14 protein-coding genes are annotated in these 14,789 nt (G+C 34.8%); 11 read left to right on the top strand and 3 right to left on the bottom strand.

Going from position 1 to position 14,789, the window contains the following annotated elements:
• Positions 1–184 precede the first annotated feature (184 nt).
• Positions 185–682 carry a peptidoglycan-binding protein LysM gene (gene lysM, locus ACSHW7_RS11680; protein WP_435679541.1) on the bottom strand — a complete coding sequence of 166 codons (498 nt, stop codon included), beginning with the start codon at positions 680–682 and terminating at the stop codon, positions 185–187.
• Between the two features lie 60 nt (positions 683–742).
• Positions 743–2,200: an aminoacyl-histidine dipeptidase gene (locus ACSHW7_RS11675; RefSeq protein ID WP_435679540.1), complete on the bottom strand. Its 1,458-nt coding sequence runs from the start codon at positions 2,198–2,200 to the stop codon at positions 743–745.
• A 111-nt stretch (positions 2,201–2,311) separates the two neighbouring features.
• Here ACSHW7_RS11675 and ACSHW7_RS11670 point away from each other — a divergent pair, with 111 nt between their 5' ends.
• The 4 genes from ACSHW7_RS11670 to ACSHW7_RS11655 all read left to right on the top strand — a co-directional run bounded on the left by ACSHW7_RS11670 (position 2,312) and on the right by ACSHW7_RS11655 (position 8,440).
• Complete coding sequence (locus tag ACSHW7_RS11670; RefSeq protein WP_435679539.1) at positions 2,312–3,382, top strand: DUF3810 domain-containing protein; 1,071 nt, start codon at positions 2,312–2,314, stop codon at positions 3,380–3,382.
• 112 nt (positions 3,383–3,494) lie between these two features.
• Positions 3,495–3,854 carry a glyoxalase gene (locus ACSHW7_RS11665; protein WP_435679538.1) on the top strand — a complete coding sequence of 120 codons (360 nt, stop codon included), beginning with the start codon at positions 3,495–3,497 and terminating at the stop codon, positions 3,852–3,854.
• Positions 3,855–4,079: 225 nt separating this feature from the next.
• Positions 4,080–7,046 (top strand): amidohydrolase family protein, encoded by a 2,967-nt coding sequence (locus tag ACSHW7_RS11660; RefSeq protein ID WP_435679537.1) that lies wholly within the window; start codon positions 4,080–4,082, stop codon positions 7,044–7,046.
• A gap of 98 nt (positions 7,047–7,144) precedes the next feature.
• Positions 7,145–8,440, top strand: a complete 1,296-nt coding sequence (locus tag ACSHW7_RS11655) for an amidohydrolase family protein (RefSeq protein ID WP_435679536.1) — start codon at positions 7,145–7,147, stop codon at positions 8,438–8,440.
• A gap of 94 nt (positions 8,441–8,534) precedes the next feature.
• Here the strand turns inward: ACSHW7_RS11655 and ACSHW7_RS11650 are convergent, their stop codons facing one another.
• Positions 8,535–9,380: a tyrosine-type recombinase/integrase gene (locus ACSHW7_RS11650; RefSeq protein ID WP_435679535.1), complete on the bottom strand. Its 846-nt coding sequence runs from the start codon at positions 9,378–9,380 to the stop codon at positions 8,535–8,537.
• Between the two features lie 127 nt (positions 9,381–9,507).
• On the opposite strand from ACSHW7_RS11650, the gene ACSHW7_RS11645 reads away from it, so the two are divergent.
• From ACSHW7_RS11645 to ACSHW7_RS11615, 7 genes are all read left to right on the top strand, one after another.
• The gene (locus ACSHW7_RS11645) at positions 9,508–10,104 is read left to right on the top strand and encodes a hypothetical protein (RefSeq protein WP_435679534.1); all 597 of its coding nucleotides are present in this window, start codon (positions 9,508–9,510) and stop codon (positions 10,102–10,104) included.
• A gap of 160 nt (positions 10,105–10,264) precedes the next feature.
• Positions 10,265–10,597, top strand: a complete 333-nt coding sequence (locus ACSHW7_RS11640; RefSeq protein ID WP_435679533.1) for a hypothetical protein — start codon at positions 10,265–10,267, stop codon at positions 10,595–10,597.
• A gap of 3 nt (positions 10,598–10,600) precedes the next feature.
• The gene (locus ACSHW7_RS11635; protein ID WP_435679532.1) at positions 10,601–11,065 is read left to right on the top strand and encodes a hypothetical protein; all 465 of its coding nucleotides are present in this window, start codon (positions 10,601–10,603) and stop codon (positions 11,063–11,065) included.
• Positions 11,066–11,659: 594 nt separating this feature from the next.
• A complete protein-coding gene (locus ACSHW7_RS11630; protein ID WP_435679531.1) occupies positions 11,660–12,286 on the top strand; it encodes a hypothetical protein in 627 nt (208 codons plus the stop codon).
• A 259-nt stretch (positions 12,287–12,545) separates the two neighbouring features.
• Positions 12,546–13,493: a hypothetical protein gene (locus tag ACSHW7_RS11625; protein ID WP_435679530.1), complete on the top strand. Its 948-nt coding sequence runs from the start codon at positions 12,546–12,548 to the stop codon at positions 13,491–13,493.
• Between the two features lie 2 nt (positions 13,494–13,495).
• Positions 13,496–13,951 (top strand): PIN domain-containing protein, encoded by a 456-nt coding sequence (locus ACSHW7_RS11620; RefSeq protein WP_435679529.1) that lies wholly within the window; start codon positions 13,496–13,498, stop codon positions 13,949–13,951.
• 12 nt (positions 13,952–13,963) lie between these two features.
• Complete coding sequence (locus ACSHW7_RS11615; protein WP_435679528.1) at positions 13,964–14,758, top strand: hypothetical protein; 795 nt, start codon at positions 13,964–13,966, stop codon at positions 14,756–14,758.
• The last annotated feature ends 31 nt before the right edge of the window (positions 14,759–14,789 follow it).

The following is a 14,789-nucleotide window of genomic DNA, read 5'->3' as shown; positions in this document are numbered from 1 at the left end:
TTTAAGAAAAATCTCGCTTATTTATTTAAGCGAGATTTTTATGCTTATGGTTTATTTGAACTTCAAAATCATCATAAAATTTGTTGATTGCTGGTATTTAAAATGAAAAATCCTCGCTGAATAAATCCACAAAAAAAAGGCATCTCAAAAATGAGATGCCTTAAAATTAAATATCAATATGTTCTTAATCCAAGTTTGGAATACGTAATACCTGTCCAGGATAAATTTTATCAGGGTGCTCCAACATTGGCTTGTTTGCTTCAAAAATAACTGGATACTTCATTGCGTCTCCGTATACTTTCTTTGCAATCTTGCTAAGCGTATCTCCACTAACTACCGTGTGAAAAATTGCAGCTGGCGCTTCTTCTTCAACCGTCATATCATCTTGTACTTCTGCAATACCGTTAGAGTTCCCTACTACTAATATCACTTTTTCTCTTGCTTCTTGGTTTTTAGCCATTCCATTGATTGTTGCTCTATCACCTTCTACTGAAACGAAAAAATCCTCCACCCCAAGGTTTAAAGAATTTACATTGTTGATAATTGCCTGTGCAGCTCTTTGATTGTTCGCTCTGGTTTTTTCAGCAGCCTCCATTTTTGCTTCTGCCGCTTCTTCTTCAGTTGTTTTTCCAATTCCGAAAACTTTTGCTCCGGCATTTTTAATAAATGAAAATAATCCCATGTTAAATTGTTGTTTTTAAGGTTAAAATATAAATGTACTAATTAATAAACTAATTTTTTTCTACGGAATATTCTTAAGGGTTTCCAATACGAATTTCCAATATTTTTGAGTGCTTGAAATACTTGCACGCTCATCTGGCGAATGTGCTCCCTTTATAGTGGGGCCAAAACTTATCATATCCATTTGCGGATAATTTTGTCCCAATATTCCACATTCTAAACCGGCATGACAAGCAGCTACGTGAGGTTCTTCATTGTTTAATTTTACGTATAACTCACGCATTACTTTCAAAATAGGGCTATCCATTTTAGGTGCCCATCCCGGGTATTCCCCAGCAAAAGTGACATTAAATCCAGCCAACTCAAATACTGATTGTAATGAAGTTGCCAAATTTTCTTTTGACGATTCAACCGAAGAACGCGTCAAACACTCAATAGTCATCGTTCCATCAACTACGGTTACTTTAGCAATATTGTTTGATGTTTCAACAAGATTTTCAATGGATGGGCTCATTCTAAAAACTCCGTTGTGAGCCGCATACATCGCTTTTAAAAATTTTAATTGTTCATCTTGTTTTAAAACTTTTGCGGGTCGGTCTTCAATCTTATCAGTAACAATTTCCAAATCTGGTTCCAAAGAAATAAACTCGTTGAATATCTCACCGCTAATTTTTTTGATTTCAGATTTAAAGGCATTTTCTTGCCCTTTGGGAACAACTACAACAGCAACACTTTCTCTAGGAATTGCATTGCGAAGACTTCCGCCTTTTAAGCTTGCTAGATGCATGACATCTCTTGTAGCAAACAATAAACGATTCATTAATTTATTAGCATTTCCGAGGCCTTTAATAATATCCATTCCGCTATGTCCACCTTGAAGACCTTTTAATGTAATGCGATACACATGAGCGTCATATTGGTCTGCAGCGTCCATTTGAGCATAATTTTTCTTAGCAGTAACATCAACTCCGCCAGCGCACCCCACTCCTATTTCGTCGTCTTCCTCGGTATCTAGATTTAAAAGAATTTTACCATTTAATAAACCTCCTTTTAAACCCATTGCACCAGTCATTCCTGTCTCTTCGTCAATCGTAAAGAGTGCCTCTAGCGGTGGGTGCTCAATGGTTTTACTTTCTAAAACCGCCATAATAGTTGCAACCCCAAGTCCATTATCTGCTCCCAACGTTGTTCCTTTAGCACGTACCCAATCTCCATCCACATACATTTCAATTCCTTGAGAATCAAAGTCGAAATCTGTATCATTATTCTTTTGATGTACCATATCTAAATGTGATTGCATCACAATAGGCGTTCTATCTTCAAGACCCTTTGTTGCGGGTTTTTTAATAATCACATTTCCTACTTCGTCAACTTTCGTATCAAGACCTAGATTTTTACCAAAATCCTTCATAAACTCGATTACTCGTTCCTCTTTTTTTGATGGGCGCGGTACGGCGTTTAAATCGGCAAACTTATTCCAGACTTTTTGTGGTTGTAATTTCCTGATTGCTTCGTTCATAGTAAGTTTTACTTTAAATTCATTAGTTGCTGTACAAAGTTAGGCACATTTCTTACTTTTACGATACTTTTAGATAAACTATAACATTTAAGATTGCTCCACATTTCAGCTATGCTAAAGAAATATTCAACAGTTATCCTTGCATTGCTGCTTCCGCTTCAAATCGCACTACTTCAATTATTGAAATATTCAACACAATTTGTAGAACAATGGTATAGTTTAGGGCTCTACCCTTGGATTGGCAAGATTTCCAGAACATTGTGGGGTTGGGTTCCGTTTTCGGTGGGTGACATTTTTTATGTCCTTATCGTTATTCTTGCTATTCGCTGGTTGTATAAAAATGTGCGCAGATTAAAATTTGAACCTGCCAAAGTTATTTTAGAAATCATGGCGAATGTTTCAGTGGTTTATTTTATGTTTTATTTTCTTTGGGGCTTTAACTATTACCGGCAACCGCTACATACTTCTTTGGAAATTGGAAACGATTATACAACGGAAGAACTCATTTCAACCACAAAAAGACTGATTGCAAAATCAAACGAAATGCACCGACAGTTGGGGTATCCAGATTCGGTTAAAATCGATATCATTCGCGACCAAAAAGAAGTATTTAAAAGCACCGAAAATAGTTTTCAAAATCTGGGTGAAGTTTACCCAACACTCGCACTCGAACATCGCAGCATCAAAAAAAGCACGTGGAGTTTGGGCTTGACATATATGGGGTATAGCGGGTATTTAAATCCGTTTTCTGGCGAAGCTCAAGTAAATGGATTGATAAAAACGCATAAATTTCCTGTGGTAAGTTGCCACGAGCAAGCCCACCAATTGGGCTATGCCAAGGAAAACGAAGCCAACTTTATTGCCACGCTCGCTACCTTAAAAAATGACGACCCCTATATTCAATACACGGGATATATTTTTGCTTTACGCTATTGCGTCAATGAAGTTTCGCGCAGAGATAGTGCAACGTATGACCAATTACTTACAACTATAAATCCTGGTATTTTAGAAAGCTACAAAGAAATGCGCGAGTTTTGGGATAGCTACAACAGTCCGTTTGAGGACTTTTCAAAAGGATTTTATAATTTATTTTTGAAAGCAAACAATCAACCGCAAGGCATTGCCACGTATAGCTATATGGTGGCGTTGGTTGTAAATTATTTTGAGGATAGAGCGTTTTAATCTTTAGACTTTTAACCGAAGAAATCATGAAACAGCATTGAGAAACATAAAATATCATTATTCACATCTCTTCGGAAATATTAAATAATCAATCCCTTTTATAAAGCTAAAAATGAATATAAACCCAAAATCAATTAGAACGTTTATAGGTTCAAAAGACTTTACAATTTCTAGAGAATTCTATTTAGAATTAGGTTTTGAGGAAACAATGATTTCCGACAACATGTCTTATTTCCATATTGGAGATTTCGGGTTTTATCTACAGAATTATTATTCAAAGGAATGGATTGAAAACACCATGATTTTCCTCGAAGTGGATAGTCCTGAAAACTTTTTAAAAGAAATCAAAGAACTTGATTTGGCTAAAAAATATTCGGTAAAATTAACTAAAATTGTCTATAAAGATTGGGGGAAAGAATTTTTTCTTCATGACCCTAGCGGAGTGCTATGGCATTTTGGGAATTTTAAATAACGGGGTTTGAATTGTTTGGAAAGAATGAACAGTTTTTTAAAATTTCACCTTCAAAATCGTTACGTAATTAAAATATATCCTAAAAAGTACTTTACTCTCTTTCTTTCCTCAATAGCCAAAAGCAGTTTTAACACTTTTTAACAAACACCTACCCCACTCTTGTTTGTATCTTTCAAGACTAACATAGTATCAATCATTAAAATTTCCGCGAAAGCGAACATATTTATGAAAAAATTAAGACTCATCGTCTTGGCGTTACTTGCAACCAGTGCGCTCACCGCTCAGGATTATTTTCCAAAAAACGATGGCGTGAAAGAGACAAACTCCAATTATCACGCCTTTACAAACGCTACCATTTTTATTACTCCCACTCAAAAAGTGACAAACGCTACCTTATTGATTAAGGATGGCAAAGTGGTCGAAGCGGGTAAAAATGTGTCCATCCCAAAAAATACAGTGGTGGAAGATTTGGCCGGTAAATTTATTTATCCTTCATTCATTGACCCGTATACTGATTTTGGCGTAGAAAAACCAAAAAGAGAAAGTGGTGGCCGCAGGTCTCCACAATACGAAGCAACACGCGAAGGTTTTTACTGGAACGACCACATCATGCCCGAAACCGCTGCTATTGACTCTTTTAAATACGACGCAAAAGCAGCGAAAGAAATGCGCGAACAAGGTTTTGGTGTTGTCAATACACACATGATGGACGGTATTGCGCGCGGAAGTGGCGTTCTCGTTGCCTTAAATGATGATGACGGAGAAGCTACTCGCGTGCTTGATGATGATTTTGGACAGTTTTATTCCTTTTCAAAAAGTGTAAAAAGCAGACAGTCTTATCCAGGTTCTTTGATGGGAGCCATGGCCTTATTGCGCCAAGTGTACGAAGATGCAGATTGGTACAGTAAAGGAAATATACCAACCAAAGACCGCTCACTTGAAGCATTGATTGCCAAAAAAGGCAAAGTATCTTTTTTTGAGGCGGGTGACAAAACCAATAATTTGAGAGCTGATAAAATAGGTGACGCGTATGGCGTAAACTATGTAATCGTAGGCGGTGGTGACGAATATGAAATGGCGCGCCAAATGAAAGCAACTAATGCGACCTTTATCATTCCAATTAATTTTACCGATGCATTTGACGTGAGTGATCCATATTTAGCCGAATATATTTCGGTAGAAGATATGCGCGCTTGGAATCAAGAACCAACGAACCCGAAAGTACTTTCAGAAAATAGGGTTCCTTTTGCTTTAACTACTTTTAAGTTAGAGAAGGCGAGTGAATTTTCTTCAAAACTAGAAAAAGCAATTGCGTATGGTTTTGACAAAACAAAAGCACTCGAAGCCTTGACAACCGTACCCGCAAAATTGCTTAATATGAGTGATAAAATAGGAGGTTTGAACAAAGGGATGTATGCAAATTTTTTAATCACTTCTGGCGAACTTTTTGAAGATGGCACTACCATTTATGAAAACTGGGTTCAAGGAAATAAAAACGTTTTGGAATCAAAAGACCAAACAGATATCCGTGGAGATTATACGCTTGCTGTCGGCGGAAAAACCTACGACTTAAACATAAGCGGTGAGCCTTCAAAGCCAAAAGCTTCGGTTAAGATGGATACGGTTGAATATAAAAATGATTTCAAATATCAAGAAAACTGGGTGACGCTTTCATTCACAGACGAAGAAACCAAGGAAATTTTTAGAACCACGGGAATCGTTCCAAAACAAGGTGGAAATTTCAGCGGAAAAGCGGTATTGCCAAGTGGATTATCTTCACAATTTATTGCTACAAAAAAGGAAAATACCGGTAACGTTTCCGAAGAAAAAGACGATGAAGAAAAAGAGCCAAAAGTATATGAAGTACTCCCAATGACCTCTCCAAACATAGGCTACGGAAATGCAGTACAACCACAACAACAAGATATGTTGTTTAAAAATGCTACCGTTTGGACGAGTGAAAATGAAGGTGTTTTAGAACAAACCGACGTTTTAATCAAAAACGGAAAAATAAGCAAAATAGGAAAAAATTTAAGTGCTGGCGGAGCTAAAGTAATCGATGCAACGGGAAAACATTTAACCGCAGGAGTGATTGACGAACATTCGCACATTGCTGCTCTTTCCATCAATGAAGGAGGCCAAAATTCAAGTGCCGAAGTTACCATCGAAGACGTTGTGGACCCAGAAGATATAAACATTTACCGCAACCTTGCAGGTGGTGTTACGAGTATCCAGATTTTACACGGTTCAGCCAACCCAATTGGTGGGCGTTCTGCGATTATCAAACTTAAATGGGGCGAGGATGCAGACGGGCTTATTTATGATGACAGCCCTAAATTCATCAAATTTGCTTTGGGTGAAAACGTAAAGCAATCCAATTGGGAGAGCTACAGTCGTTTTCCACAAACGCGCATGGGTGTGGAGCAGTTATTTGTCAATTATTTTAACCGCGCCAAGGAATATGACGCAGCTAAAAAGAGCGGAAAACCATATCGTAAAGATGCCGAAATGGAGACTTTAGCCGAAATTTTAAACGGGGAAAGATTTATTAGTTGCCACAGTTATGTGCAGAGCGAAATCAATATGTTGATGAAGGTTGCTGAAAAATTTGGTTTTAGAGTGAACACCTTTACCCACATTCTAGAAGGATATAAAGTGGCTGATAAAATGGCCGAGCATGGCGTGGGCGGTTCTACGTTTAGCGATTGGTGGGCATATAAATACGAAGTAAACGATGCAATCCCTTACAATGCCGCGATTATGGCAAGCCAAGGTGTAACAGTTGCGATCAATAGTGATGATGGCGAAATGTCCCGCAGATTGAATCAAGAGGCCGCAAAAACCATTAAATATGGCGGAATGACCGAAGAGGAAGCTTGGAAAACTGTTACTATCAATCCTGCAAAATTACTTCACATTGACGAACGTGTAGGGAGCATTAAAGTTGGAAAAGATGCCGATGTTGTTTTGTGGTCTGACCATCCAATGAGCATTTATGCTATTGCAGAAAAAACAATTATCGAAGGTAAAACGTATTTTGATTTAGAAACCGACAAACAAAAGAGAGCTGCCATTGCCGCAGAAAGAAACCAACTCATGAAAATGATGGCTACAGAAAAAGACGGTGGTGGAAAAACAAAAAAGCCATCAAGAAAAGCACCAAAAGATTTCCATTGCGATACTGAAATGTAAATGAAATCAAAGCTGAAATTAAATTCGAAATCTAAAAACGAAGTCACATTTCAGTAAAGCTTCTCTAAAATAATTAAAAACCAAGAAACACATTTAAGATGAAAAACATACAACTAATTTGTTCCCTACTGCTCACCGTTACCACAATGACAGTAGTTGCGCAGCAAACACCTGCTCCAGCGCAACAAGGCGCGATGACCATTCAAGGGGCAACAGCGCATGTGGGCGACGGAACTGTGATTGAAAACGCTATCATCGTTTTTGAAAACGGAAAAATTACAGCCATAGGCACCAACGTTGCTTCAAAAGGAACTGTCATAAATGCTGCTGGAAAGCACGTGTACCCTGGGATTATTGCACCTGCCACTTCTTTGGGTCTTATTGAAGTTGAAGCCGTGAGAGCGAGTAATGACCGTGACGAAATTGGCGAGATGATACCAAACATTCGCAGTCTCATTGCATACAACGCAGAAAGCAAAGTAGTCGAATCCATGCGCCCCAACGGTGTATTGATTGGGCAAGCAACTCCGCAGGGAGGTACAATTTCAGGGACTTCATCCATTGTACAATTTGATGCATGGAACTGGGAAGACGCCGCTGTAAAAGTGGACGACGGTATTCACATGAATTGGCCCAATAGTTTCCGTCGCGGGAGATGGTGGATTGGAGAACCCAGAGGGTATCAACCCAATAAAAAGTATACCGAAGAAGTGGATGGTGTAAAGAGCTACCTAGCACAGGCAAAAGCTTTTGGCAATGGCAGCGGGCAATCTGCTAATGAAGAAATGAAAGCCATGCAAGGTCTTTACAATGGAGATAAAAGACTATACATCTATGCTGACCGTGAAAAAGATATCATCGATGCCATTACAGCAACTCAAGAAGCGGGCGTGCAGCAAATTGTCCTTGTGGGAGGATACGAAGCGTATAAGGTGATTCCGTTTCTGAAACGTAACAACATCCCTGTTCTCGTACAGCACACACACAATCTGCCCAATAGCGCAGATGATGATTATGATTTGCCGTATAAACTACCAAAACTTTTAGTGGATGGTGGTCTTATGGTTGCACTTCAAAATAGTAGTACCTCAAATTTCCAAACGAGGAATTTGCCTTTCTATGCTGGGCAATTGGTGGGACAAGGCTTGGATAAAGAAAAAGCACTCCAACTAATCACTGGTAACACTGCGGAAATTTTAGGAATTGGAGATAACTATGGAACATTAACAGTAGGAAAAAGTGCTACGCTTTTCATTAGCGAAGGTGATGCTCTAGACATGCGTGGAAATCAATTGACAAAAGCGTTTATTGACGGAAGAGATATTTCGTTAGAAACCCACCAAACAGAACTTTGGAAACGTTATATGGGTAAATATGACGGACAGGGTAAGTAAGTAAGTAACATTTCAGAAGAAAAAATAAAATCCCAAAGGCTTGTTGAGTTTTTGGGATTTATTGTTTTAGAAAAAACTAATGCATTTTACTTATTCAATCAAGTTTTAAAAAATCTATGGGACTGTTCGCCTTCAATATATTTATAGTCGAGACTTGGGTATAAAGCAATGTAGTTTTTATAGTGTTATGCCCCAATAATTCCTGTATCAATTTTAAATTAGTACCGGTTTCTAGCAAGTGCGTCGCGTACGCATGCCTTAGACTATGGGGTGTTACGTGTTTTGTAATTTTAGCTTTCTTACATGCTTTTTTAAAAATTGCCCGTAGAGAACCTGCGGTGTACTTACCTCCTCTTTGACCTTCGAATAAAAATGTTTTTGGTTTATATTTTTTGTAATATTCGCGTAAATACTCTTTAAGGGTTTCGGGAAAAGGAACTATCCTATCTTTTCGGCCTTTTGCCTGTTGTATAAAAATACAATTACGGTTGCCGTCAATATTGGATATTTTAAGGTCTATTAATTCTCCCGTTCGCATTCCCGTGCTGTACATCAAGAGCAGCATGGCTTTATGTTTTTCGTTTGTTGTTTTGTTTATTATCAATGAAACTTCTTCTTTTGAAAGAATCATGGGCAATACACGTTGTGGTTTTCTTGGGTAGATGGTATCAAAATCTGCCTCGATTTTATACATCTCTCTTAAATATAATTTGACAGCACTAAGAAATTGCTTCTTGGTTGTATATACGTAGTTTTTTTGAAGTATGTGTTCACTAATTTTTCTTAATAAATATGGGTGCTCCATCCGCTCCATTTCTATTGAATCCCCTAAAAACGTGTTAAATGCATTTAATAAACCAACGTATGTATTGATTGTGTTGGCACTATATTGCTTTGACTGTAATAACTGAGAAAATCTTTTAAAACTATCTTTATACACGGATATAAATTTTACTGAAATGTACTCATTTTATTTTAATTATTATTGGTTGAACCATTGTGGTTATTGAAGCTTTTATTTAACTTGCTTATATACACTAGTTGCCTGCAATTAAAACCGACCGAAATTGACAATATTGAACAAACTGTTTAAAAGAGAAAAATCAAACCAACTTCAAGTTGGAGATTGGGTAAATTCTTATTCAAAAGGAATTTACAGAATTGAAAATATTGTTGACCAATTTTACGATGAAAGTTATCCTGCACTCGGAGAAAATAAAATTGGCGACCGAATTAAAGACCGAATAATCGTTGCGAAAAGATTTCTTAATTCGAAGCTTAAAAAATCATTTAGTTATGAGAGTTGTAGCGAAGTTTTTGTTTCAAAACTGAACAACAGTCAATATTCTGAACTTCAAAAAGTAATCGAAAAAAACCCAAAACTGCTGGCGGAATTTAATGAATACGAAATTCCAATAAGAGAGACAATCTATAATATGCAGTTACAAATAGACAATGAATCTGATTTGAAAAAGGTAAACGGACTTATTGACTTCATAAAAACTGGGAAAAGCTTTTTAGAAATTCAAACGGAAATGAAACAAACTAACTTGTTAAAACTTAAACCAAAACATTTCGGAAATTATTTATTTCAACTGATTAATTATAATGACGAATTTTTGGATAAAAAGAAAATATGGCGGAATGCAAAACTGACAAAATAATAACTGCAGGCAACACCGTGTATAGCTCATTGCGGCTGAATTCCTAATCGGAATTCATTGCAATTTGCTATCTTTCGGTTTCGGCGGAAAGAATCCTGCGGATTTCCCGCAACGAGCCATACACAAACACGTTGTAACACATTTACCAAACCAACGAAAATTGAAATTAACTAAAAAACATTTAGGAATTTTTGACACCTACGAAGGAAAAAAATCATCGTTGGAGAATGTTGGAACTTCAAAGGAAAAAGAACTATTCCAAAATGGAGAATTTGAGAAAATAACGGAATTAGTACAAACCGAATACAAAATCAAAAAAAACGAACTTTCAAAATCCGAAATACAAAACCACAAATCTGAACTGAATGCAATATTTGATAACAACTGGAACAAAAAATCGCTCAAATACTTATCGAAAAAATATTGTGAATCTAAAAAAGAACAGAGCACTTTGGACTCAATAATGTCAATCCTTTGGGCAATGTTTGGATAGAATATGAATAAAGCTGTTAAATACACTTATCTAACCATTGGAATTAATCTGCTAATAGCAATTTTAATATTTCTATGGCTATTAGCTGGAACTAAAAATCCAATAAAAGATTTAGTTGATTTTATTTTAGATTTTTCCTTAAATTTTGGTCTAGGAATTACTTCTTTGTTTGTTTCGGGTTTTTATATCGGGAACAAAATGCAAAGACTGATTTGCCAAAGAAAATGGAATTCTATTTTGGTTGGAATGTTTGGACTAATGATAATTTTAATTTGTGGAGTTTTTGGAGGTTCAACAATCGGATTTATTGAAGAAGGTCTTGCCAATGGAGATAATGTTTATGACGCAATTGTTGACTATTATTACAAGCCTTTTTTCTGGATATTAATATTTGGATTTATTCCAACTTTTATAGCTGGTGGAATATTAGGCGGACAAATAAAAAAAACGTGTTACAACAATGTATAACCGCAATTACGGCGGATTCGACTACGTCCGAATCCAATCGGAATTGCTAAAGTCTGTGCTAAACCGAAAAATAACGCATATTAACCCGTAACTGACGGTTATACGAGACCGTTAGCCACCATTATGAAAAAAATCCTGATTCCATTTATATTTTTTGCGTGTTTCTTTATTTCGTGCAATAAAAACTAATTAAGCGGAATATCTTGGTTAGTAACAAAGTCATATCCTATCCCTCCAGATGCAGAAAATTCAATACTTGATGGTTTAATCTTTAATTTTGAGAATAACATAGTAAATATTAGCAGTGTTTATTACGATGAAATTGAAAGTTATAATTTCGAAGTTAAAAACAATCAAATAACTTTTGGAGACAGTATAGACCTCAAAATAATAGCTGAATATCCTGACAGTTTAATTGTTAATTATAAAAATGCTGCAAGAATTAAACTCGTTAATTTAAAAGGTAATGATAACAAAATAGTTGATTTTAATGCAAATAATTGGCAATTACTATATGATAACCCAAATTATAATGAGTATAACTCAAAATTAATTTTAACTAATAATCAATTTTTCGATTCACCAAATTCTAAAATGGCAATATTGAAAAATCTAAAAACTAATAAGTACGATAGAATGGTCGAGCAATGGAATTTCAAAAACATAAATGGAATTAATTTATTTGCAATAACCAATAGACAAGCTTTTAATAGTTTTTATCAAGTTATTAAAAACAACGAAGATTCAATTTTATCTATAAAATGTATAAATTGTAAAGAATTGATAACCGCTAAAATGGTAAAAGAAAAAAATGCGACAAAAATAGAAAAGGAGACTTCTCTAAATAAAATATCAAAATCGAAATGGGTAATTGAACAAATTTTAAAAACTGATACAATTTTTCTTTCAACAGAACCAACTTCAGGTTTTATACCTTACAATTCATTAGTTGATAAAAAAATGACTTTTGAATTTTCGGAAAATAATTCGTTTTCAATTGAGGGTTTAAAAAACATGTCGCTTAATGGAAATTGGCATTTGTCTTCAAGTGGTAACGAAATAATATTAAATGACGGTAAATTTGTCAATGATTACATTGATATTTTATCGATTGAAGATGAATTTATGGAAATCAGCAATTTAAATTGGTTTCGTTCAAATGAAACTTATGAAGATTTGCAAATCTACTACGAAGTCAGACTGAAGAATAACGGTGGCTAACAACGTATACAAACAATTCGAGATTAGTCGCTTAATTAAAAATGAAGGCACTTTTTTACGTCGCCGAATTTTAACAAATCCGACTTATTGCAGAAAAAAATTAATAAGCGGAATTTGTAAAAATCGGCTTTTGCTCAACCGAATGGCTAAAGCCATTCTCCCTCGCACTGTTCGTATACAAGAACATTGTGCACAAGCTGAAAAAAATAAAATTATTGCTAACTTATTAAATTATACCTTTGTATAAACTGTCTGTATTTTGGAAAAACGAATCGTAGAATATGATATAATTTTAAAAAGTGACCTTCAAGAGAAGGGAACTATAGATTTGGACAGAATTGCCTTTTTAGCCAAGAGTATTACTAATATTGCCAAAGGAGCTTTGCAAATTAGATTAGGTGGAATTTCTTATAAGCAAGGCAAAAAAGTAAGTTATTTAGACAATGCATTAAAAATAAAACTCAAAGGAATTAAAGAAAGTAGTACTCTTCTTCAATTAGAAACACAAACTTTTGAGAGTACAATTAGAGGAATACAAATTAATGCTTTCCAACCCGAAGTTGCAGAAGAATTGCCGAATCAAACACCTATGTCTTTATTTATGTTGGCTTATCAAGAAGCATTTGATGACCAAGATGAGGAAAAAGACTTACTTGATAAATCTTTGCTTAAAGACTTAAAAGATTTAAAAACGTTCTTCAAATCTAACAATGAAGAATTAATAATTTCAAACCGAAGTTCGTTACCCGAACTACATTTAAAAAAATCAGATTTTGAGAAGATTAAATTGTTGGAAGATAGAATACCTGACCCACAAAATGTTGTTGTTAATGGCATAATTGATATTCTTGAACATAGCAAATCCAAAGTAACTGTAAAAACAGAACAGGGTAATCTTTATGGTAATCTTACTCAAAAAAGTCAGCAAGAAAAAATCAAAGATTTTTGGGGTAAAGAAGCAACAATTTATGGAGTTGGGCATTTCAAAACAAATGGAAAACTTGCTTACATAGAAATTGAAAGAATTTTTGAATCTTCTCAAGAAGATAAATATTTTTCTAAAATTCCTTTTTCAGAATCAACCGAATTACAAATTAAAAAGCAACTTCAAAAAAATCCTACTAAAAATTGGATGAACGAAATTGCGGGTCAATGGCCAGGAAATGAGACTGACGAAGAGTTTCAGCAACTACTAAATAACATTTAAGAATGAAATATTTAGTATTAGATACTTGTGCTGTAATTCATATAATTAGACAAAGTAACCAAGGTAAGCAAGCTCTAAATTGGATTAATTCTTTAGAGGTTCAACCGATACAAGTTATTTCTGTAGTAACAAAAGCAGAATTAATAACTTTTGCTCAAATAGCTGGTTGGCAAAGTTCAAAACTCGCTTTCTTAAATAAATTTTTAAAAGGAGTTACTTATGTTGACATCATTCATTCTGATAATCTTCTAATTGACAATTATAAAATTATAGATTGTTATAGCAAAAATATCATTCCAGATAATAAGGGAGTTTTCAAAGGTGGTTCTCATGTAACAATGGGCAAAAATGATTTATGGATTGGAGCTACTGCATTAACATTAAATGCAACATTGTTGACAACCGACAAAGATTTTGACCATTTAGCTGGAACTATTTTATCAGTAAAAAGTTATTGATTCAACTAAACTATGAGTTCTGAAAAAGAAAAAAATATAACGGTAGAAAATACGGCTGAATTAAAAGCGAAAAATACATTTAAAAAAATATGGAGTGATTCAGTTTTTAGCCAACTAATTGCAACAGGAATTATTTTTTTACTTCCATTTTTTTCAGCAATTATATATAAATTATTAGAAGGTAAATCTATCAAGGAATTCTTTAAAGATATTTTTCATTTTGAAATAAAACTTTATGTACTTCTAATCCTATCTTTAATTCTAGTACTTGGATATTTTCTTTATTTAAGATTTTATAAAAAGAAGAATGAATATCAAAAACATTTCTTATCACAAAAAATCGGAAATTACAGATATGGAGATTTGAATAATATTCTATTAACTACTTACGCTGAAATCCCGCTAAATCTTCATTATCGAATTGGCTTAAAAGAATTAGATTTATTGACCTTGTTCAAACTTTTTATGCCTCAATTCAGTTATGGAGTTGGTTGGAATGACCCAACTGAATATGGCGACTTTTTATACTATCAACTCGGTCCAGACCTAATTGCATATCAACTTTGCGAAAAAAGACCTTCTCTTGACAATAATACTGCCGGAAACATTAATTCATTTGATATCGTTACATCTGCAAATGGATTTAAATTTTTTGCACTTCTTGAAAGTATTGACAGACTTGATAACAGAGATAGTTATGAAAAGGAATTTGAAGAAAACCAAAAGAAAAAAAACGAAATTTCTGAATCTAAAAAAGCCAGTGCACAACAAAGAACTGAGGTAAAAAACAACCTTTTTCTTCATTAAATTTTGACATTATTTTTTTGGGGCGAGAATA

The sequence above is a fragment of the Patiriisocius sp. genome, from assembly GCF_051252435.1.
Lineage (GTDB): Bacteria > Bacteroidota > Bacteroidia > Flavobacteriales > Flavobacteriaceae > Patiriisocius.
Note: the sequence above shows the minus strand (reverse complement) of the source record. Positions and strands in the feature narration are given on the sequence as shown.

Excerpts from the sequence above, each read along its gene's own strand:
- lysM (WP_435679541.1), bottom strand. The coding sequence starts at position 682 with ATGGGATTATTTTCATTTATTAAAAATGCCGGAGCAAAAGTTTTCGGA.
- ACSHW7_RS11675 (WP_435679540.1), bottom strand. The coding sequence starts at position 2,200 with ATGAACGAAGCAATCAGGAAATTACAACCACAAAAAGTCTGGAATAAG.
- ACSHW7_RS11670 (WP_435679539.1), top strand. The coding sequence starts at position 2,312 with ATGCTAAAGAAATATTCAACAGTTATCCTTGCATTGCTGCTTCCGCTT.
- ACSHW7_RS11665 (WP_435679538.1), top strand. The coding sequence starts at position 3,495 with ATGAATATAAACCCAAAATCAATTAGAACGTTTATAGGTTCAAAAGAC.
- ACSHW7_RS11660 (WP_435679537.1), top strand. The coding sequence starts at position 4,080 with ATGAAAAAATTAAGACTCATCGTCTTGGCGTTACTTGCAACCAGTGCG.
- ACSHW7_RS11655 (WP_435679536.1), top strand. The coding sequence starts at position 7,145 with ATGAAAAACATACAACTAATTTGTTCCCTACTGCTCACCGTTACCACA.
- ACSHW7_RS11635 (WP_435679532.1), top strand. The coding sequence starts at position 10,601 with ATGAATAAAGCTGTTAAATACACTTATCTAACCATTGGAATTAATCTG.
- ACSHW7_RS11630 (WP_435679531.1), top strand. The coding sequence starts at position 11,660 with ATGGCAATATTGAAAAATCTAAAAACTAATAAGTACGATAGAATGGTC.
- ACSHW7_RS11620 (WP_435679529.1), top strand. The coding sequence starts at position 13,496 with ATGAAATATTTAGTATTAGATACTTGTGCTGTAATTCATATAATTAGA.
- ACSHW7_RS11615 (WP_435679528.1), top strand. The coding sequence starts at position 13,964 with ATGAGTTCTGAAAAAGAAAAAAATATAACGGTAGAAAATACGGCTGAA.